Genomic DNA, 18,462 nt, shown 5'->3' on the forward strand with positions numbered 1-18,462 from the left:
AAACTCCCTGAAGGTTGTGGGGTGAGTCTTTGAGACTAGCCTAGGCTCAATCGAACGACTTTCACCTCTTGATGGTCCACCGTTTGAACCCCAGCATTCGGAGAGCGTTCCATGTCTGACCGTTATATCGACTTCGCCAACTCCAGCCTCGGCCATCGTTTGGTCGCCGCCATTGGCCTGCCGTCGCCGGTACGCCTGGAACGCTGGCAGGCCGGACGCCTGCGGCCGGTGGAAGGTGCCTTGCTGATCGGCGGTGGCCCGCTGGCGAGCCACATCCTGCCGTTCGCCAACAAGCTGACCGACGCCATCTATAGCTACGGCACCGAACCATCGGCGGCCACCCCCTGGATTCCCGGCCACGGGCCCAAGCTCAAGGCGGTGGTGTTCGACGCCAGCCAACTGCAGCACACCGATCAACTCAAGCAGCTGCGGGAATTCTTTCAGCCGCTGCTGAAAAATCTCGATCACAGCGCGCACCTGGTGATCCTGGGCCGCGCCCCGGAAAGCCTCAGCGACCCATTTGCCGCCAGCGCCCAGCGTGCCCTTGAAGGCTTCAGCCGGTCGTTGGCCAAGGAGCTGCGCAGCGGTGGCGTCCTGCAATTGCTGTATGTGGGCGAAGGCGCCGAAGACCAGTTGGAAGGCGCGTTGCGGTTCTTCCTGTCGCCGAAAAGCGCTTATATCTCCGGCCAGGTGATTCGCCTGAACGCCTGCGCGACCCAGGTCGAGGATTGGACCCGGCCGCTCGCCGGGCGCAAGGCGCTGGTGACCGGCGCCGCCCGTGGCATTGGCGCCTCGATTGCCGAAACCCTGGCCCGTGACGGTGCCGAGGTGATTCTGCTAGACGTGCCGCCGGCCAAGGCCGACCTCGATGCCTTGGCGGCGCGCCTGGGCGCCCGCAGCATCGCCCTGGATATCTGCGCCGAAGACGCCGCCACGCAGTTGATCGAACACCTGCCAGACGGCATCGATATCGTGGTGCACAACGCCGGCATCACCCGCGACAAAACCCTGGCCAACATGACCCCGGAATATTGGGACGCGGTATTGGCCGTCAACCTCAACGCGCCGCAGGTGCTGACCAAGGCGCTGCTGGACAGCGGCACCCTGCACGACAACGGCCGCGTGGTGCTGCTGGCCTCCATCAGCGGTATCGCCGGCAATCGCGGGCAAACCAACTACGCCGCGAGCAAGGCCGGGCTGATCGGCCTGGCCCAGGCCTGGGCGCCATTGCTCGGTGAGCGCGGGATCAGCATCAACGCCGTGGCCCCGGGCTTCATCGAAACCCAGATGACCGCGCATATTCCCTTCGCCCTGCGTGAGGCCGGGCGCCGCATGAGTTCATTGGGCCAGGGCGGCTTGCCTCAGGACGTCGCTGAAGCCGTGGCGTGGCTCGGCCAGCCAGGGTCCGGCGCGGTCAGCGGGCAGGCGCTGCGGGTGTGTGGGCAAAGTCTATTGGGAGCGTAAGCATGGAGTGGCACACATCAGGCAGCACCCCGTTCCTGCCGCCGCTGTATTGGCGCGCGGCGTTCAAACGCAAGATCACGGGTACCACGTTGCCCGAGCAAGGGTTGCGCTGCCGGGTCAGCGTCAACCCCAAGGAGGTGGCCGCCTACCGCAAGGTCTGCGGGTTTGCCGAGAGCCCGGTGCTGCCGGCCACTTATCCACATATCCTGGCGTTCGGCCTGCAGATGCAATTGCTCACCGACAAGGCATTCCCGTTCCCGCTGCTGGGGTTGATTCACCTGAGTAACCGGATCCGCATCCTGCGCCCGTTGGGCGGTATAAGTGACGTGATGGTCGGCGTCTACGCACAGAACCTGCAGCCCCATGCCAAGGGCGCGACGTTCGATATCGTGACCACGGTCGAGGATTCACTGGGGCTGCTGTGGGAAGCCGAAAGCCGGATGCTTTGTCGCGGCGTGAAGCTTGACGGCGTGGCGGCGGATAACGCCCTGCAAGCGCCCGCCAGCGTCAGCGAGTTGACCCGCTGGAAAGCCCCCGCCGATATCGGGCGCCGCTACGCCCGGGTGTCCGGCGACTACAACCCGATCCACCTGAGCGCCCTCACCGCCAAGCTGTTCGGCTTCCCCCAGGCGATCGCCCATGGGCTGTGGAACAAGGCACGCACACTGGCCGCCCTGAGTGAGCATTTGCCTGCGGCGAATATCGAGATAGACGTCGAGTTTAAAAAGCCGGTGCGCTTGCCCAGCGAGGTAATCTTATTGGCAAGTGCCGCGGGCTCCAGCGGAGAACTTCAACTAAAAGGCGCCGCAGATATTGAGCATATGATTGGCCGCTGGCGGCCGATCGCCTGATTAATTGTATATATACACCCTAAGTTATAGCGGGCTATCGATAGCCCGCTAAGTTTATTAACTTCATGATTTTCAAGACCCTCACCCTTTTAAACTCTCCTGCGATATACCCTTGGTATTAGTCACTAAGCGGCCCTGCCCTGCCTGTATATAAATCGTTAATACCAAGTTGAGCGTTGCGAGAAAAAGCTTCCGAGACTGTTATAGCCATAACGGACGAATGTATCGCTGCCCATAGAAACAGCGAACTTCGATAACAACAAAGGCTGTACCAGGTGCAAGGATCTCAATCATGAAAACTCAAGTCGTGTTGTGGAAAGCAAGTACCGCGCTGGCCCTGATTCTGGCAGTAAGCCTCGGAGGCTGCAGCAGCGGTGGTGGCGGTCATCACAGTAGCGTTGCAGCTTCGTCTCCGGATGCCGGCGGCGGAACGGGTGGCGGTACTGGCGGTGGTACCGGCGGCGGGACAGATGGTGGTGGTACCGGTGGTGGCACTGGTGGAGGCACAGGTGGCGGTACAGGTGGAGGCACCGGTGGCGGTACGGGTGGTGGTACCGGTGGCGGCACGGGTGGTGGTACCGGTGGAGGCACAGGCGGCGGAACAGGTGGAGGCACCGGTTCGACCACACCTCTGGTCACTGGCCAGGTAGTTGGCGCCGTCGGTGGTGTCGTCGGTAATGTCGGCACCGCAGTGGGTGACCTGGGTACAACCCTGACCACCATCCCGATTGTAGGCACTACCGCTGGCGGGCTGGTCACCGCGACAGGCACTGCCGTCAACAGCATCGGCAGCGGCCTGACCAATGGGCTGGGAACATTAGGCACCAATAGCAATGCCTTGGGTACCACCGTTGCCGGTGTGGCCGATGGCGTTGCCGACCTGGGCACTGGCGTGTCCAACACCGGCAAAACCCTGGGCACCACGCTGGGCGGTATTCCTGTCGTCGGCGGTTTGACCGGCGGCGTGGGCGGTGCGGCAGGTGGCCTGGTCGATAAGGTCGGCCAAACCGTGACCATGCTCGGCGACACCCTGAGCACGGCCAGCACCACCGGACCACTGGGCAACGTGACCAATACCGTCGGCAAAAGCGTGCTGGTCCCTGTCGTCTCCCTGCTGGAAAACACTACCGGCAACCTCGGGAATAAAACCGGCCTGGGCAACCCGGTCGGTGGCGTCCTGGATAAAGTCGGCTCCACGGTCACCGGTCTGGGCGGCCAGGTGGCCGGCACCAACAACCCGCTGGGCACGCTCGTGGGTGGCGTGCTGACGGGCGTTGGCGGCACCCTTGATAAGTCGAGTGGCTATGTCAATCCCGCCACCACTACCCCGCAGTCGGGCCTGCCTGAACTCGTCGGCGGTCTGGTCGCCAACGTTGGCAACGGCTTGAATATCGGTAATACCAACGGCACTGTCAGTGCAGCAGGCATCACCGGCGGCGCTGTGGGTAACACTGTCGCGTCCCTCGGTACGCTGATTGGCGGCAACGGCGTGGCCAACACAGGCGCCACGGCTCCGGTCGCCGGCCTGGCAACGAATGTCGGCGCAGCCCTGAACCCAGTGACGTCCGGCGTGGCCGGCCTGACCCAAAACATCGGCACCAGCACCGGTATCGGCGCCCCGGTCAACGGTCTGGTCACTCAGGTCGGTGGTGCAGTCAGCGGCCTGGGCGCCAACCTGACGGCAGCCAATGCCAACCCGATCACTAACGCCTTGGGCGGTACCCTGAATGCCGTCGGCGGGACTGTCGGCTCGGTGGGCGGCTTGGTCACCGGTGGCACCAGCGGTAGCGGTGGCGGCCTGCTCGGTGGTTTGAATGTGGGTGCCAGCGCTTCTGCCGGCGGCACTGCAAACGCAAACACAGGCGGTGGTCTGGGCGGCTTGCTCGGTGGGCTGACTGGCAAAAAATAGAATTGCACCTGGCCATTAGACGGCCTCCCCTCCAGCGCCTACGCTTGGTTGAGACGAGAGATTCCAATGAGTCTCTCGTCTTTTTTATTGGCCAGTGAAAGGCCCTCCCGAACCGCGCCCCAGAACCCGGCGGGAATCCGCGAAACGCTGCTGCAGTTTGACCATGGAGTGTCCTATGCGCGCCCTGACGCCTTTGTTTCTGCTCACCCTCATTGCTTCCAGTGTCCACGCCGAGACCCTGCCCAGTTTCCTCAACAGTAACGACACCATTCGCAACCTGCCGGTGCCCAATCTCCCCGCCGATGCCTACCGCCCGGTCACCCCGCAGACCCAATTGCCGGAGCCGGCGGCCACCCAGGGCCAGCCGCTGTTGATGGACACCAAAGTGACCATTCGCAAGCTGCAAATCGACGGAGGCACGATCTACCCGCTCAAGGACGTGGCCCAGGTTTTCGAGCCGCTGATTGGCCACGAAACCACCGTCGCCCAATTGATTGAAGCCACCCGCGGCATCACCCGCCGCTACCAGCAGGATGGCTACCTGTTGTCCTACGCCTACTTGCCCGACCAGCGCTTCGAAAACGGCCTGGTGCACGTGGTGCTGGTGGAGGGCTACATCAAGGATTACAACATTCAGGGCGACATCGGTTCAGTCTCGGCCTACGTCGACAAACTGGCAGCCAAGCTGCTGGCCGAGCGCCCGCTGACCCGCAAGACCTTCGAACGCTACACCACGTTGATGGGGCGTATTCCGGGAGTGACGCTGCAGGCGCAAGTACCGCCGCCGGGCACCACCGATGGCGGCACGCGCATGCAGATCCAGGCCTCGCGCAAACCCTTCACCAGCAGCATGAGCATGACCGACGACAGCCGTGGCGGCCTGCAAGCCCTGATCACCGGCACCAGCAATTCCCAGACCTCCATGGGCGAGCAGTTGAGCGTCAGCGGCCTGTTCCCGCCCGGCGAGGACAAGGAGCACTACTACCGCCTGGGCTACAGCCAGTTCGTGAATGCCGAGGGTACCCAACTGGTGGTCAACGCCGAGCGCTACCGCGCCGACCCACGCAGCAATGTGCAGCTGGACGGTGGTTTTGAACTCAAGCCCCACCAGGAAATCGACCGCTATTCCATCGGCCTCAGCCATCCCCTGATCGCCTCCCCCACCGAGTCGCTGACCCTGGGCACGCGGCTCTATGCCGTGGACCAGACCACCCGTTATCAACTGGTGGGTTTCCCCCAACGTTTCGACCTGGAAACCAACCTGCGCGCCCTGGCGTTTGAAGGCGACTGGCGCAAATCCGACACGCGCCAACTGCGCATCCTCAGCGCCGGCCTGTACCAAGGCATCGACGGCCTGGGTGCCAAGACCCGCAGTGACTTCGAGGGCATAAAGCCCGACATCGACTTCTTCCGCCTGCGCGTCTCGGGCGTGCAGAGCGACAAGTTCTTCGACAACTGGCAAGGCGTCGCATCGGCGGCCTTTTACTGGAGCGACGACACCTTGCCCGACAGCGAACGGGCGACGTTCGGCGGGCAGAATTTCGGGCGCGGTTACCCGGATGACCAGGGCTCGGGCGACAAGGGTTGGGGCGTGGCGTATGAGGTCAACTACAGCTTCAACCGCAGCGGCGAGTGGGTAAAAATCCTGCAGCCGTATGTGGTGCTGGACAAGGCCAAGACCTGGTTCAACGAACTGCCGGTCAAGGGCAACAACATGTCATCGGCGGCGGTGGGTCTGCGCTTCGGCGATAACAAGTACTACAACATCGCGCTGGAAGCGGCCAAGCCAATGTCGGACATCGCCCTGGACAGCTTCAATCGACGGCCGCGGTATACGTTGAGTTTCAGCTACCAACTCTGAACCCTGTAGGAGCGAGCCCGCTCGCTCCTACATGAGCCTGATTTTCGGAATGGGGAAAAGGCTGTTGAGGGTGTCGATCAACCGTACCAGGTAGATCGGCTTGCGAAACAGGTCCAGCACCTGCAAGCGCAGCATGTCACTGACATCATCCATCTCGGCATGGCCAGACATGACGATCACCGGCAGGTGCTGGCGTGAGGTGTGTTCGCGCAGGCGCTTGATCAAGGAGATACCGCTTTCCTCGGGCATGCGCAGGTCGGTGATCACCAGGGCGATATCGGGATGCAGGGTCAGCTCTTGCAAAGCGAAGGTGACCGAGGTGGCGGTAAAACAGACAAAGCCCTCATTCTCCAGCGACTCGGCCAGTTCAATGAGGGCGTCCTCTTCATCGTCCACCAAAAGGATTTGTTGCCGGGGAGACAAAGAGGAATTCATGGAGAAATGCCTGATGCGCAATAGATCATTCAGCGGAACCTGCACGTGTTTGCGCGAGTACCAGCGTCAAGTATGAATGGCGGCTTGTATCGAGGTAAAGACGCCGGTTATCGCCGTCCGGATGGGTGTAATAAAGGCAGCCAGCGCCACAGCAACCATAGCCGCTACCAGCGCGTACTCGATACCTGACGCTCCTTCTTTCGAATAGAAAAAAATCTGGACTTTGATGAAACCCATGCGAATCAGATCAAGGAACATAATGACTTCTCCTTTGCGCCCATGGCGCCGGTATCGCGGCATCACAAAATGATTCCGGTGTGCCACTAGAGCATTGTCAACAAACCCCATACCAACAACTGTAAGAACTGATTAATCACAAAGTAGTAGTCGATAGACTGACGCCAAAAATCCAACTTTTTCAGAAGACTTGGAGATATTTTCTGCCCAGTAATGGCATTTTGTCCTAGCTGAACTACCTTCAAATAGCGAAATAGTTAGACGCTCGCAGTAACCCGAATACGCAGGCATTAGTAGGAAAGTGCAGTGGATGCAGCAGGAAAGGGAGAGCCTTCATGAACAGTCGGATTAGCTTGATTCTTGCCGGGCTGCTATTGGTAGGTGCATTGATTGCAGGCTACTGGGGCCTGGTACTCAGCCGCCCTGCCCCTGTCGCCCCGCCCGTGCCCCCATCACCCGACGTTGTACAACCCGTCACCGAAGACCAGACACGCCAACCCGTGGTGGTCCTGGCCCACGATGTTGCGCCTTTTGTGGCACTCACCGCCGCCGACCTGACCCTGGAAAGACTGCGCACGGTTCCCGCCGGCAGCCTGACCAACCTCGACCAGGCCGTGGGCAAGATCCCTTGGCGACCGCTGCCGGCCGGAACCTGGCTGACCGAGGAGAGCTTCAACTCCGGCGGCACCCTGGCGCGAATGATCCGCCCCAACGAGCGAGCCCTGGCGGTCGCGGTGGATGAAGTGATCGGTGCCGGCGGGCAACTCAACCCGGGCGACTACGTGGACGTCCTGCTCTTCCTGCGCCAGGAAGCCAGCAACCCGCAGCAGTCCGCACAAGTGGTGGTACCCGCCTTGCGCCTGCTGGGTGTGGGCGATCAATTGGGGTTGACCAACGATGGCCAGCCCGGCTCTGTACCACCGAGCACCCCGGACGAAAAACTCAAGGCACAGCAGAATCGCGCCAGCGCACGCACGGTACTCCTCGCGGTACCCGAGGAGCTCATGAGCCGGCTGATGCTCGCGGCCCAATCCGGTGTGTTGCGCCTGGCTGTACGCAGTGCCGACGAACAACTGCTGAGCCAATACTGGGCCGGTGAAACGGAGTCCGCGATGAACCTGGAAAACACCAAGCGCGATCTCTATCAGTTCAACCAATTGTCTTTCAGCCCGGCGCCCCTTAACAGCTTCGGCCAAGCCACCGCCAATGGTGCTCCAAAACGCTCGGGGGTCGAGGTGATACGCGGCAACCAGGTGACTCAACAAACGCCCTGAAAGTGCTAAGGATGCCTTGAATGAGCAGTCGTACCGTGTGGTTTTTTTCGCGAGTATTCGGGGCTCTTTTCACCCTGAGCCTGCCCGTCGGGGCGGCACTGGCAGCGTCAGGTAACTGCGCTGGCCTGGGCCAGCTTCCGGCGGTGCTGCAGGTGGGCGAAGGCACTCAACAAGCCATTCAATCGCCGGTGCCGATTACGCGGCTGGCCATTGGCGATCCGAAAGTGGCCGATGTGCAGGTCAACGGCAACCAGGCATTCCTGCTCACCGGCATGGCGCCTGGCACCACCAGCCTGATGGTCTGGACGGCCTGTTCCAGCAGCCCGCGCCAGAGCATGGTGTTCGTCCAGGGCAAGGCCACCTCGGCCCTGACCAGCCTGGCCCTGTCGCCGTCCGATGACCCGACGCTGCCCAGCCAGGTGCAAACCGACATCCGTTTTGTGGAAGTGAGCCGCACCAAACTCAAGGAGGCCAGTACCTCGATATTTGGCCGGGGTGGCAACTTTCTGTTCGGTGCCCCAAACAATGTCGCCAACGCGGCAGCCACGGGATTCCGGGGACTCCCGGTGAACAACGACACCTTCAACATCGGCTTTGGCGGCGGGCGTGTCTCGGCCATGATCAACGCCCTGGAAAGCAGCGGGTTTGCTTACACCCTGGCCCGCCCAAGCCTGGTGGCGCTCAGTGGGCAAAGTGCGACCTTCCTCGCCGGTGGTGAAGTGCCGATCCCGGTGCCCAGCAGCGGCAGCAACACCATCTCCATCGAGTACAAGGAGTTCGGTATCCGTCTGACCCTGACCCCGACCGTCATCGACCATGGGCGAATTTCCCTGAAGGTCGCGCCGGAGGTCAGTGAGCTGGACTACAGCAACGCCGTCACCATCCAGGGCATCTCGGTACCGGCGCTGACGATCCGCCGTACCGACACCAGCATCTCCCTGGCCGACGGCGAAAGCTTCGTGATCAGCGGCCTGATCAGCACCAACAACACCTCCAGCGTCAGCAAGTTTCCGGGCCTGGGCGACATCCCGATCCTGGGTGCGTTCTTTCGCGACTCCAGCGTCAGCCGCCAGGAAAAAGAGTTGCTGATGATCGTCACCCCACACCTTGTTCAGCCCCTGGCTGCCAACGCCCAACTGCCTTCGTTGCCAGGAGAAAAACTGCGCAACTACGACCCTAACTGGTACCGCCTGTATTTCCTCGAAAACGGCAATTTCGACCGCCGCAGTGGACTGTCCGAATGAGCGAGAGCCTGAGCCAGACCTTTTTGGCAATCACCCGCAACACCACGGATCTGGAATGGCTCCAGGGTGCACTCGCGCCTCTGGGCCAGGTGGTCAGCGCTGGCGCTGGCAGCCTCGACGAATTGTTGGCGCTGGTGGACGTGACCTTCGCCAACCTGGTGTTCATTGGCCTGGACCGTGAACACGTGACCACCCAGTGCGCCCTGATCGAAGGCGCCCTGGAAGCCAAGCCCATGCTCGCCATCGTGGCCTTGGGCGACGGCATGGACAACCAGCTCGTGCTGAACGCGATGCGTGCCGGCGCACGGGACTTTGTGGCCTACGGCTCACGCTCCAGTGAAGTCGCCGGCCTGGTCCGCCGCCTCAGTAAACGCTTGCCGGCAGTGACCCCCAATGCCCATCTGGGCGGGCTGACCGTGCTCTACGGCACCCAAGGCAATGCCGACGGCGCGCTGATCGCCAGCCACTTGGCGTTGGTGGTGCAAAAGAGCGGGCAGCAAACGTTATTGCTCGACCTGGGCCTGCCCCTCGCAGACAGCCTGGCATTGCTGGGGCTGGAAAGTTCTTTTCATTTCGGCGATGCCCTGCGCCACCTGCGCCGCCTGGACTCGACCCTGATCAACAGCGCGTTCACGTCAGCCGAAGCAGGCCTGCGCATCCTCGCCTATCACCAAAACGACGAGCCCCTGGAGCGTACCAGTGCGGCTGAGCTGTACATGTTGCTCAGCGCCCTGCGTCAGCACTTCCAGCACATTGTGGTGAACCTGACCGGGCAGCCCGACAGTGAAGCCTTGCGCACCTTTGTCAGCCATTGCGACAAGTTGCTGTGGTGCACCGACCAAAGCGTGCCGGACTGTCGCCGCAACCTGGCGGTGCTCAACCTGTGGCGCGAAAAAGGCATGAAACTGGACCACGCCCGCCTGCTGGTGGACCGCTACCTCAAAGGCGCCGCCCCGGACTCGGAAGCGCTGGAAAAAAGCTTCGGGCTGGAAGTGATTGCGGTATTGCCCTGGAGCCCGGAGGTGCGCCTGAGCGCGAAAAACCAGGCCCAGACCCTGTTCTCCCTGGCGCCTCGGGAAAGCCTGACCCAAGCGTTGCGCGCCTTGGGCGAGCGCCTGGCAAAACGCTCCGAAGGCTTGGAAAAACCCTCCACCAACTGGCTTAACCGCCTGCTGAGGACCAAATGAGCGGCGAGAAGCTGTTTGGTGTTCCGCCTCGCGGCAGCGTCGGCAACACCGATCACGACGGCCTGAAACTGGTGCTGCATCGCTACATCATCGATGCCATCGAAGAGTCGGGGAAAAACCTGCTGGAAGGCACCCGCCAATCCCTGGCGCAATTTGTAATCGACAAGGTCGCCGAATACATCACGCGTATGCACCTGGCGATTTCCCGCTATGAGATGGAACGCCTGGCCGAAGAGATCGTCGATGAGCTGACCGGCTTCGGCCCGCTGGAAGTGCTGCTGCGCGACCCGACCGTCACCGAGATTCTGGTGAACGGCCCGCACCGGGTATTCGTCGAGCGCGATGGCCTGCTGCAGCAGAGTGATTTGCGCTTCATCGACGACCACCATGTGGAGCGGGTCATGCAGCGCATCCTCGCGCCGCTGGGACGGAGGCTGGATGAGTCGTCGCCGATGGTCGATGCGCGCCTGCCCGATGGCAGCCGGGTCAATGCGATCATCCCGCCGATTGCCCTGGACGGGCCCTGCCTGTCGATTCGAAAGTTTCGCAAGGACATGCTCAAAAGCAGCGACTTGGTGGCCATGCAAACCATCGACCAGGCGATTTTCGAGTTCTTCCAGGACGCCGTGGGCAAGCGCTGCAATATCCTGATCAGCGGCGGTACCGGCACCGGCAAGACCACGCTGCTGAACATTCTCAGCCAGTTGATCAACCCCCGCGAACGCCTGGTCACCATTGAAGACGTGGCCGAGTTGCAACTGGGTCATCCCCACGTCGTGCGCCTGGAAACCCGCCCGCCCAACGCCGAGGGGCATGGCGAGGTGAAAGCCAGTGACCTGATCCGCAACGCCCTGCGGATGCGGCCCGACCGGATCATCCTCGGCGAGATTCGGGGTGTGGAAGTCATCGACGTATTGACCGCCATGAACACCGGCCACGACGGCTCGATGAGCACCGTGCACGCCAACAACGCCCAGGACGCCCTGCTGCGCCTGGAAACCCTGGTGGGCCTGACCGGCCGGGTGGTGGCGGAAAAAACCCTGCGGCAAATGATCTGTGCGGCGCTGGACGTGGTAATCCAGCTGACGCGCCTGCCCGACGGCCGCCGTTGCGTCAGCGAAATAGTGGAAGTGGTGGGCATCCGCGAGGACGTGTACGTCACCAACACCCTGTTTCGCCACGACAAGCGCACCGGCTTCGGCTTCCTGCGCGAAGCCGTCAATCCCGCGGGTGACAAGTTGCGCCACGAAGGCCACCTGCCGGTGTAGGAGGCAACCCGATGATCGTTCCGATTTTGCTCGCCCTGCTCGCCGTGGCCTTTCTGGTACTGGGGATAGGCCTGATGCGCAACGGTTTGCGCCAGGCCCAGACCGACCGGGTGCTGGTGCGCCTGGCCCAAGGGCAACCCCAGTCCATCAAAGACAACGCGGTAGCCACCAGCCTGGAGCGCACGTTTATCCGTGCAGGCCTTGGCAGGCCGACCGAACGCCTGGGCCTGTGGCTGACCCTGTGGGCCGTTGGCGCCCTGCTGGGAGGGCTCCTGGGCCAGTGGATAGGCCTGTTCGTGATGGTGGTGGCACCGCCTTTGGCATTACGCCTGTACATCGCCGTACGCTACCGCCGCCGGCTGCGCCGAATGATCGAGCAACTGCCGCAATTGCTAGACCACGCCGTACGCAGCCTCAAATCCGGGCGCACCCTGGCGGATGCGATCTTGAGCGGTATCGATGCCAGCGACGACCCGTTGAAAAAATCCATGGGCCGCATCAAGCGCAATGTGCAACTGGGTGTCAGCCTGCCCGACGCGGCTCAAGACTATGCTGAGTTTTATGAACAGGATGAACTGCGCCTGTTTGCCCTGGGCCTCAAGGTCAACCACCGCTACGGAGGCAACGCCAGTGAGCTGCTGGAAAACCTGATCAAGATGATTCGCGAGCGCGACCAGGGCGCACGGCAATTACGCGCCATGACGGGGGAAACCCGAGTGACCGCGCTGGTACTCGCAGTGCTGCCGGTGAGTGTCGCGGGCTACTTCCTGATCGTTAATCCGACGTACCTGATGGCCATGTGGGATGACCACAGTGGCCAGCGCCTGATGCTCGCAGCATTCGCCTTGCAAATCACCGGCTGCGTGGTGCTATGGCGCATGTTGCGGAGCATATGAGATGGCAATAGTGATCAGTGCCGTATTGTTTCTTGCCGCGTTATCGCTGCTGCTGGCCAATATCTTGAGCAGTCGTCGTCAACAACGCCTGGTCACCCAACGGTTGCAAGGCGAGCCGGGCCGCAACGACAAGATGAGTGAGTGGTTGCACCAGTTGGGCAGTACCCGGATCGGCCAGCGCACCGTCAGCCTCGACAACGAAACCCAAACCCTGCTCAACCGCATGGGCTGGAGAAAGGCCAGCCAGCGTTCGATGTTCGCCGCCTGCCAGATCGGCGCGCCGATACTCCTGTTGGGCCTGACCGCGCTGGCACTGAATGTGTTTTTTCCCGACACCGAGCATGGTGCTGTGATCGCCCTGCTGGGCCTGATCATCGGTTACCTGCTGCCCAAGCGAGTCCTGGTTTCTCTCGCCAAAAAGCGCCAGGCACAAATCGGCCGGGAAGTGACGACCTTCATTCCCCTGGTGCGCATCCTGTTTGAGTCCGGCATGGCCGTGGAGCAGGCGCTTCGGGTCATGGCCTACGACGCGCAGAAACTGTTGCCGGTGCTGACCGCCGAACTGCGCCTGGTGCTGGCGCGCGTCGACTCCGGGCTGGAGCTGGGTGAAGAACTGAACAAGGCCAGTCAGGTACTGGCCGTGGATGAACTCACCGACACCTGCCTGATCCTCCAGCAGCTGCTGCATCAGGGCGGCGGTGCGATGAAGTCACTGCAGTCGCTCAAGCTGCTGCTGGATGACCGGCGCCTGACCCGCTTGCAGGAATACATTTCCAAGATGTCCGCCAAGATGTCCGTGGTGATGATGCTGTTCCTGTTTCCCGCACTACTGATCGTATTGGCCGGCCCTGGCTTTATCGCCATCGCCAAAGCCTTCACGTTTTAAGAGGACATGCCATGAAGACCGTGATGATCGCCTGCAGCCTGTTGTTGTTGGGCGGTTGCGCCAGTAACGGACAGCTGCCGTGGGCAGGGTTCAGCGCGCAGGGCAGTTGTGCCAAGCCCAATTCCAATCAGGAGTTGTCGCTGAACCTGGCCGACGATATGGCCAACGAAGGCAAGCTGCACGCCAGCCTGGCCAACCTGCAAAACCTGCCGGACACCCTGCCCCAGGTGCGCCAGCGCCAGGCCAAGGTGTACCGCCTGCTGGGGCGCAGCGAAGCCGAACCGTTGTACCGCAGCCTGCTCGGCACCTGCATGGCTGCCGAAGGCGAGCACGGCCTGGGCCAACTGGCCGCCGCCCGGGGTGACAACGGCCAGGCCATGGCGCACTTGCAACGCGCGGCGAAGATGTCGCCCACCGACGAGAAAATCCGCAACGACCTGGGCGTCGTGTACCTCAACCAACGGCGCCTGGAAGACGCACGTTTTGAATTCCTCACGGCCATGGAGCTCAAGCAGAGTGATCAACTGGCAGCGATCAATCTGGTGACGCTGATGATCTACCAGGACAACTGGGAGCAAGCCGCACAAGTGGCCAGCCGCATGGGCCTGAGCCCCGAACAGGTGACGCAGGCCCAAGCGCGGGCGCAGCAACTCAAGGCGCCCACATCAACGGCGGCAGCGCCGAAGGATCAGGTCGCTGCCGTCAGCGACGTGCCGCCGGCGTCGGTCAAATAGGTTTCTGAAGGGAGTACACACGATGAAACTCACACTGCTTGCCGCCCTGCTCTCAGCCAGCGTGCCGCTGACAGCGCTGGCGATTGAACCCGGGCCGTCTTCGCCACAGCAAAAACAGACCGAGGGCTGGCTGCAGATGCAAGTCAGCGGCGAACGGGCGTCCGCCAAGGTGCAAAAGGCCACGCCCGCTGAACGCGACCTAGCCTTGCAACGTTTGCTGGAGAGTTACAAGTACCCTATTCCCGAGTACTACGACCAGAAACAGGGCGGCACGGCCCCCGGTGGTGGCTCCAGCAACTAGGCCTGGGGGGGGGGAAGTGCCAAATGGTGCGGCAAGGACGAGAAATACATGATTTTTCAGGGCTACCAGTGCACTTTTTCGCCAAAGAAAATAGCAACCCCATGAAAAACAAAATCAGAGGCTCCCGGGACGACACTGGGCAACTTACCGACTCGATGGAGTAAAGCACGGGCCCTGTTTCCGCCATGGGTTCAAATCCTGCGGCGGTAGGGGTTTAGGCTAAATAAGCGCGTTCAATCGCAGCCCTATAAGAGCGTAGCGCCTCATCCAAGCAGTCCCCATGTCACCCCTATTTCTGTCTTTACGATCTTCACGGAAAGAGGCCACATGCGCTTGCGATCAAAGTCGACTTCGGCCTTCGGCATGATCTCGCCTTGTTCGAAGTAGCGAGCACCGTTGGCTTGCAACAAATAGTACCGCCCTCGGCCACTCCACCTGATCCTCCAGTAGCCGCTCTGCGGGCACGCTTCGCCGCTTCCGCAGGTCGGCCCCAAGAAGTTGGTTTCGCTGAACGCTGGCGAGCCAGGCATTGGTTTTCCGGTCTCCGGGTCGAGGACCATGGCCTTGGCCAGTTGGTTGATCAACGCTTCACTGGGCTTTTCTGGCGGGATGTTGGCGAGGCGGGTTTCCAGCCATTGGAGTTTTCCATCCCATACGGGCAATTTGGCGGGGGGCAGGGGGAGGATTTCGTTAATTTCAGGGACTTTGGGGTCGGCGTAGGAGTAATTTGCGAGAATTCGCCAAATTTTTTCGTAACGTTCGGCGCGTTCAAGGTCTTCCTGTTGGGCGAGGTAATAAAGCTGATTAGACGGTGGCGGATTACTAAAACCTTTGTACAAGCGTGAGGCCGAGGTGCTGGTGCCAGCTGCAACGCCCAGTTGGAATGCCTCCAGAGAGGCCTGGTACTGACCATCTATTTTTAGGTCAACACCTAAAGAATCTGCTGCCTCGCCATAGCCTTGTTCCGCCGCACAACGGCGCATCTGTCGGGCGATGTCCGGTGCGAAGTTAATCGGAGCTAATTTCTCAGCTACGTAGTCTTGGGCTTGAGCGTTACCTTGATCGGCTGCCTTGCGATAATAGCGCAGCGATATTTCCGGATCAGACTTCAGCCCGGCGGAGCCGTTCTTCAGGAAAACTCCAATAAAGTAGTACCCCGTCGCCACGTTCGCGTCGATCAGTTGCTGGCTCAGGCGCAGATGCTCGTCGTTCCGGAGTTTGAACTTTCCACGCAAGGCGCCGTTCTGCAAGTTGATATTGGCCTTGTAATGACCATTCTCAGCGGCAATCCGATACAGTCGTTCAATCCCGATATTGACGGTTTTGTCCTGCCTGAGCTGGTTATTTTTCTGCAACCAGCGGGCGTATTGAAATAGCACATCGGCTTCGGCCGACGGCTCGGGTATGTTTTCGTGCACGCAGGTAAAGGCCAGTTTTTTCTTAGCCTCAGTGATCGGATTCATGGGAATGTCCTGGTTAAGATGAGTAAGGGAACCGCCGTTGTTGCAGGCAGCCAGCAGCAGGCTTGAGAGCAGAAGGGGCCGGTGCATCAGTCAAGATCCTTCAGGGTCTTTTCACCGTAAAAAAATTCGACGAGCGGAGCGTCGGGTGCCAGATTTTTCGATAGGCGTGTTTTGTTTTCTTTGATGATCTCCGCCCAGGCATCAAACGCCTCCCCGGGATCATCCTTCGCCCCCCTCTTATCCGTATGCAGCTCCCACAACCGCCGCCTCATCGCCTGCGTCACACTCACCCACTCATGCGCAATATTCAGCTCGCTATCCACCTGCATGCTGCGGGTGTTGATGTTCGCCGAGCCGTGGGTGGTGAATACGTCGTCGACAATCATCACCTTGGAGTGGATGTACACCGGCATCCATGACTTCCCCGCCGGCGAATCAGGCGCTACCAACGAGCACACGTGAACTTTCAGGCCAGGGATCTCCTGCGGAACAATCGTGTTGTCTTTAATTTCCTGGATTTTCTGATCGACTTCGGCCTGCCACTTGGCCAGCTCTCTCTGCCCGGCGTGATCCCGTGAATCAGGTCGTGGCCGGGGCGGAGCGGCGTCTATCACCTGTTCGCTGATCCGCAACTCAGTCACCCCCGGAATGGTCTCGGCACGCCCCAGACTTTGGAGCATGCGCTGGGTATTCACGGTGCCTGCGCCCATGCCGTCATCGGTCGCATTGGTGATCACGAACAAGTGCAACGCGCCATGCAACCCCGGATCACGCCCAGCCGCGGTCTGGTCGGCCGCCGCCTTCTTGATGGCTTCCGCCAGAGGTGGCCAGCGAAAGTATTGGTTCTCGATGTAGATGAACTGGGTCGCGTTGTTGACCGCGTTCAGGTAGAGCCTTTCAATGTCGCGCTTGCCTGTCTGTGGTTGGGTGCGCAACAGTTGGGCCAGCTGGCGAGTGGCACCGGGGGTACATTGAAGTTGTGGTCCCACCACCATCGCATTGCGCGATACGAGCAGCTCCTCACCGGTTTCCTTGCGCCAGGCGGTAGCGAAGTTATGGTGCAGGTGCTCCAGGATCGGCCCGCTGATCTGACTGGAAATATCCTGGCGCGGCGTGTCGCCACGGGGGCCGCCATTGGGCTCAGGCTTTGTATCCTTGGAACGTCGCAGAGCCGAATGCTCGTCTTTATCCCAGTACTCATCGAGCATGTTGTGGCCCATGACAAAGCCAACCGCGCGGGCCGGCACTTCATAGTCGACCAGCACACTTTTTTGATGGTGCGAGGCCGTCAGCTTCAGCGTGTTGCGCATCTTTGCGCTGATTTGCGAATCGAGACGTTCATGTTTCAGCTCATCGGAAATCCTCGACCTCTCCTCCCAGCTGAAACCGCGACTGACAAACACTGGAAGCCCCCTCGTCCCCTGCTTGACAGCCTCGGCATCCGAGACCGCACAGTCGGCAAACCAACGACGGTCCTCGTCGTACTGCGCCTGAGTAGAACTTTGCAGCGCCCGGTCACTGATGCGCACCGTGCCCTTGCCAGGCAGGTTCGCCTCGCCCGCAAAGCCGGCGGAGTTGAGCGGCATTTCCCAACCCAAGACGCGAACCTTGACCCCCTCTTTAGCCTTCGCCTTGAGCAGTTCACCAATACTCACGCTCTTGCCGTCGCGGATGAAATACATCGACGGCTGGAAGCCCCAGCAGATGATATCGACGGTTTTAGTCGCTTGGGCGATAGCCAAATGCACGGCTTTGAACGCTTCTTCCCCGTTGATCAATGGCTGATAGGTGGCCTCGACAGGGTGATATTCAGTGTTCTGCACGTACCAGGGCGAGGTACAGGTGGCCTGCTGGGTATGTTGCAGGGCGACGGGTACAACAATGTCGGTCTGAGTCATGAGATTTTCTCTTCCAGGCCACTGACTGCGCTCATTACGTCGTCGTAAAGCGCGCGTTGATCTGTATGCGATGTGGGTTGGCTCACCTCGCTATCGGTTTGCGAGCGGTGGTTGTGCAAGCCACTGTTGGCCAGCTTCGCCTGCTCGGCATTTCGGTAATCGGTGGGCACCGGTATCTGGAAGCTAACGCCATTGGCCATGACGATTCGGTACTGCTGGGTCACAACCTCGTGGTCGATCAACACTTGCCCGGATGTATCCAGCACGCCCTGCTTTAACACTGCACCGTCGGCGTACAAGGTGTAGGGCATGCCTGCCCAGCCTTTACCGGGCGCATTGGGGGCTTGCGGCACACTGATCCGCAGCGGTTGTTTGGACAGGCTCTGTGGATACTCCGGATGAGCGGCCTTCAGGCTGGCCGGCCCCAGGAAGTCGAAGTGCGCTGCCTTGATGTAGTGGTCCCCCACAGTCCCTGACTCGATGCTGCTCTGATCAAGGGTGATGTAGCTGCCACCGGCATTGAGGGTGATTTTCTTTTTCGCGACGATGCGGAT

General features: G+C 60.9%; 17 protein-coding genes. 12 read left to right on the top strand and 5 right to left on the bottom strand.

From position 1 onward, the window contains the following. Window positions 1-111 precede the first annotated feature (111 nt). The 4 genes from M2400_RS30130 (at window position 112) to M2400_RS30145 (ending at window position 6,085) form a co-directional block, all read left to right on the top strand. On the top strand, window positions 112-1,464 hold the full coding sequence (locus M2400_RS30130) for a 3-oxoacyl-ACP reductase (protein WP_259201065.1): 1,353 nt from the start codon (window positions 112-114) through the stop codon (window positions 1,462-1,464). Between the two features lie 2 nt (window positions 1,465-1,466). Continuing rightward, a complete protein-coding gene (locus M2400_RS30135) occupies window positions 1,467-2,315 on the top strand; it encodes a MaoC/PaaZ C-terminal domain-containing protein (RefSeq protein WP_259201064.1) in 849 nt (282 codons plus the stop codon). Between the two features lie 292 nt (window positions 2,316-2,607). After that, a complete protein-coding gene (locus M2400_RS30140; protein WP_259201063.1) occupies window positions 2,608-4,224 on the top strand; it encodes a collagen-like triple helix repeat-containing protein in 1,617 nt (538 codons plus the stop codon). Window positions 4,225-4,399: 175 nt separating this feature from the next. Continuing rightward, complete coding sequence (locus M2400_RS30145) at window positions 4,400-6,085, top strand: ShlB/FhaC/HecB family hemolysin secretion/activation protein (RefSeq protein ID WP_177120480.1); 1,686 nt, start codon at window positions 4,400-4,402, stop codon at window positions 6,083-6,085. A gap of 27 nt (window positions 6,086-6,112) precedes the next feature. On the opposite strand, the gene M2400_RS30150 is transcribed toward M2400_RS30145, so the two are convergent. Both M2400_RS30150 and M2400_RS30155 read right to left on the bottom strand, forming a co-directional pair. Then, window positions 6,113-6,520 (bottom strand): response regulator, encoded by a 408-nt coding sequence (locus tag M2400_RS30150; RefSeq protein ID WP_177041470.1) that lies wholly within the window; start codon window positions 6,518-6,520, stop codon window positions 6,113-6,115. Between the two features lie 66 nt (window positions 6,521-6,586). Then, window positions 6,587-6,778, bottom strand: coding sequence for a Flp family type IVb pilin (locus tag M2400_RS30155; protein ID WP_177129867.1), 192 nt, complete (start codon window positions 6,776-6,778; stop codon window positions 6,587-6,589). 314 nt (window positions 6,779-7,092) lie between these two features. Between M2400_RS30155 and cpaB the strand changes: the two genes are divergently transcribed. From cpaB to M2400_RS30195, 8 genes are read left to right on the top strand one after another with little or no spacing between them, the layout of a single operon-like run. Further along, window positions 7,093-8,031 (top strand): Flp pilus assembly protein CpaB, encoded by a 939-nt coding sequence (gene cpaB, locus M2400_RS30160; RefSeq protein WP_259201061.1) that lies wholly within the window; start codon window positions 7,093-7,095, stop codon window positions 8,029-8,031. 20 nt (window positions 8,032-8,051) lie between these two features. Beyond that, entirely contained in the window at window positions 8,052-9,275 is a 1,224-nt protein-coding gene (locus M2400_RS30165; RefSeq protein ID WP_177041465.1) for a type II and III secretion system protein family protein, read from the top strand. Then, a complete protein-coding gene (locus M2400_RS30170; RefSeq protein WP_259201058.1) occupies window positions 9,272-10,462 on the top strand; it encodes a pilus assembly protein in 1,191 nt (396 codons plus the stop codon). The genes M2400_RS30165 and M2400_RS30170 overlap by 4 nt, the downstream gene beginning before the upstream one ends. Next, the gene (locus tag M2400_RS30175) at window positions 10,459-11,730 is read left to right on the top strand and encodes a CpaF family protein (RefSeq protein ID WP_177114096.1); all 1,272 of its coding nucleotides are present in this window, start codon (window positions 10,459-10,461) and stop codon (window positions 11,728-11,730) included. Before M2400_RS30170 ends, M2400_RS30175 begins: the two co-directional genes overlap by 4 nt. A gap of 11 nt (window positions 11,731-11,741) precedes the next feature. Further along, window positions 11,742-12,626, top strand: coding sequence for a type II secretion system F family protein (locus M2400_RS30180; protein WP_177114098.1), 885 nt, complete (start codon window positions 11,742-11,744; stop codon window positions 12,624-12,626). A gap of 1 nt (window position 12,627) precedes the next feature. After that, window positions 12,628-13,512 carry a type II secretion system F family protein gene (locus M2400_RS30185; RefSeq protein WP_177129875.1) on the top strand — a complete coding sequence of 295 codons (885 nt, stop codon included), beginning with the start codon at window positions 12,628-12,630 and terminating at the stop codon, window positions 13,510-13,512. Between the two features lie 11 nt (window positions 13,513-13,523). Continuing rightward, window positions 13,524-14,246 carry a tetratricopeptide repeat protein gene (locus tag M2400_RS30190; protein WP_177041455.1) on the top strand — a complete coding sequence of 241 codons (723 nt, stop codon included), beginning with the start codon at window positions 13,524-13,526 and terminating at the stop codon, window positions 14,244-14,246. 22 nt (window positions 14,247-14,268) lie between these two features. Then, a complete protein-coding gene (locus tag M2400_RS30195) occupies window positions 14,269-14,547 on the top strand; it encodes a DUF3613 domain-containing protein (RefSeq protein ID WP_259201057.1) in 279 nt (92 codons plus the stop codon). Between the two features lie 263 nt (window positions 14,548-14,810). Here the strand turns inward: M2400_RS30195 and M2400_RS30200 are convergent, their stop codons facing one another. From M2400_RS30200 to M2400_RS30210, 3 genes are all read right to left on the bottom strand, one after another. Beyond that, window positions 14,811-16,097: a sel1 repeat family protein gene (locus M2400_RS30200; RefSeq protein WP_259201056.1), complete on the bottom strand. Its 1,287-nt coding sequence runs from the start codon at window positions 16,095-16,097 to the stop codon at window positions 14,811-14,813. Next, the gene (locus M2400_RS30205; RefSeq protein WP_259227791.1) at window positions 16,097-17,908 is read right to left on the bottom strand and encodes a phosphatidylserine/phosphatidylglycerophosphate/cardiolipin synthase family protein; all 1,812 of its coding nucleotides are present in this window, start codon (window positions 17,906-17,908) and stop codon (window positions 16,097-16,099) included. Before M2400_RS30205 ends, M2400_RS30200 begins: the two co-directional genes overlap by 1 nt. Then, a partial coding sequence (locus tag M2400_RS30210) for a DUF2345 domain-containing protein (protein WP_259201411.1) occupies window positions 17,905-18,462 on the bottom strand: 558 nt, incomplete at its 5' end. The genes M2400_RS30205 and M2400_RS30210, both read right to left, overlap by 4 nt.

Source organism: Pseudomonas sp. BIGb0558 (assembly GCF_024807515.1).
Taxonomy (GTDB): Bacteria; Pseudomonadota; Gammaproteobacteria; order Pseudomonadales; family Pseudomonadaceae; genus Aquipseudomonas; species Aquipseudomonas yamanorum_A.

Excerpts from the sequence above, each read along its gene's own strand:
- M2400_RS30130 (WP_259201065.1), top strand. The coding sequence starts at position 112 with ATGTCTGACCGTTATATCGACTTCGCCAACTCCAGCCTCGGCCATCGT.
- M2400_RS30135 (WP_259201064.1), top strand. The coding sequence starts at position 1,467 with ATGGAGTGGCACACATCAGGCAGCACCCCGTTCCTGCCGCCGCTGTAT.
- M2400_RS30140 (WP_259201063.1), top strand. The coding sequence starts at position 2,608 with ATGAAAACTCAAGTCGTGTTGTGGAAAGCAAGTACCGCGCTGGCCCTG.
- M2400_RS30145 (WP_177120480.1), top strand. The coding sequence starts at position 4,400 with ATGCGCGCCCTGACGCCTTTGTTTCTGCTCACCCTCATTGCTTCCAGT.
- M2400_RS30150 (WP_177041470.1), bottom strand. The coding sequence starts at position 6,520 with ATGAATTCCTCTTTGTCTCCCCGGCAACAAATCCTTTTGGTGGACGAT.
- M2400_RS30155 (WP_177129867.1), bottom strand. The coding sequence starts at position 6,778 with ATGTTCCTTGATCTGATTCGCATGGGTTTCATCAAAGTCCAGATTTTT.
- cpaB (WP_259201061.1), top strand. The coding sequence starts at position 7,093 with ATGAACAGTCGGATTAGCTTGATTCTTGCCGGGCTGCTATTGGTAGGT.
- M2400_RS30165 (WP_177041465.1), top strand. The coding sequence starts at position 8,052 with ATGAGCAGTCGTACCGTGTGGTTTTTTTCGCGAGTATTCGGGGCTCTT.
- M2400_RS30170 (WP_259201058.1), top strand. The coding sequence starts at position 9,272 with ATGAGCGAGAGCCTGAGCCAGACCTTTTTGGCAATCACCCGCAACACC.
- M2400_RS30175 (WP_177114096.1), top strand. The coding sequence starts at position 10,459 with ATGAGCGGCGAGAAGCTGTTTGGTGTTCCGCCTCGCGGCAGCGTCGGC.
- M2400_RS30180 (WP_177114098.1), top strand. The coding sequence starts at position 11,742 with ATGATCGTTCCGATTTTGCTCGCCCTGCTCGCCGTGGCCTTTCTGGTA.
- M2400_RS30185 (WP_177129875.1), top strand. The coding sequence starts at position 12,628 with ATGGCAATAGTGATCAGTGCCGTATTGTTTCTTGCCGCGTTATCGCTG.
- M2400_RS30190 (WP_177041455.1), top strand. The coding sequence starts at position 13,524 with ATGAAGACCGTGATGATCGCCTGCAGCCTGTTGTTGTTGGGCGGTTGC.
- M2400_RS30195 (WP_259201057.1), top strand. The coding sequence starts at position 14,269 with ATGAAACTCACACTGCTTGCCGCCCTGCTCTCAGCCAGCGTGCCGCTG.
- M2400_RS30200 (WP_259201056.1), bottom strand. The coding sequence starts at position 16,097 with ATGCACCGGCCCCTTCTGCTCTCAAGCCTGCTGCTGGCTGCCTGCAAC.
- M2400_RS30205 (WP_259227791.1), bottom strand. The coding sequence starts at position 17,908 with ATGACTCAGACCGACATTGTTGTACCCGTCGCCCTGCAACATACCCAG.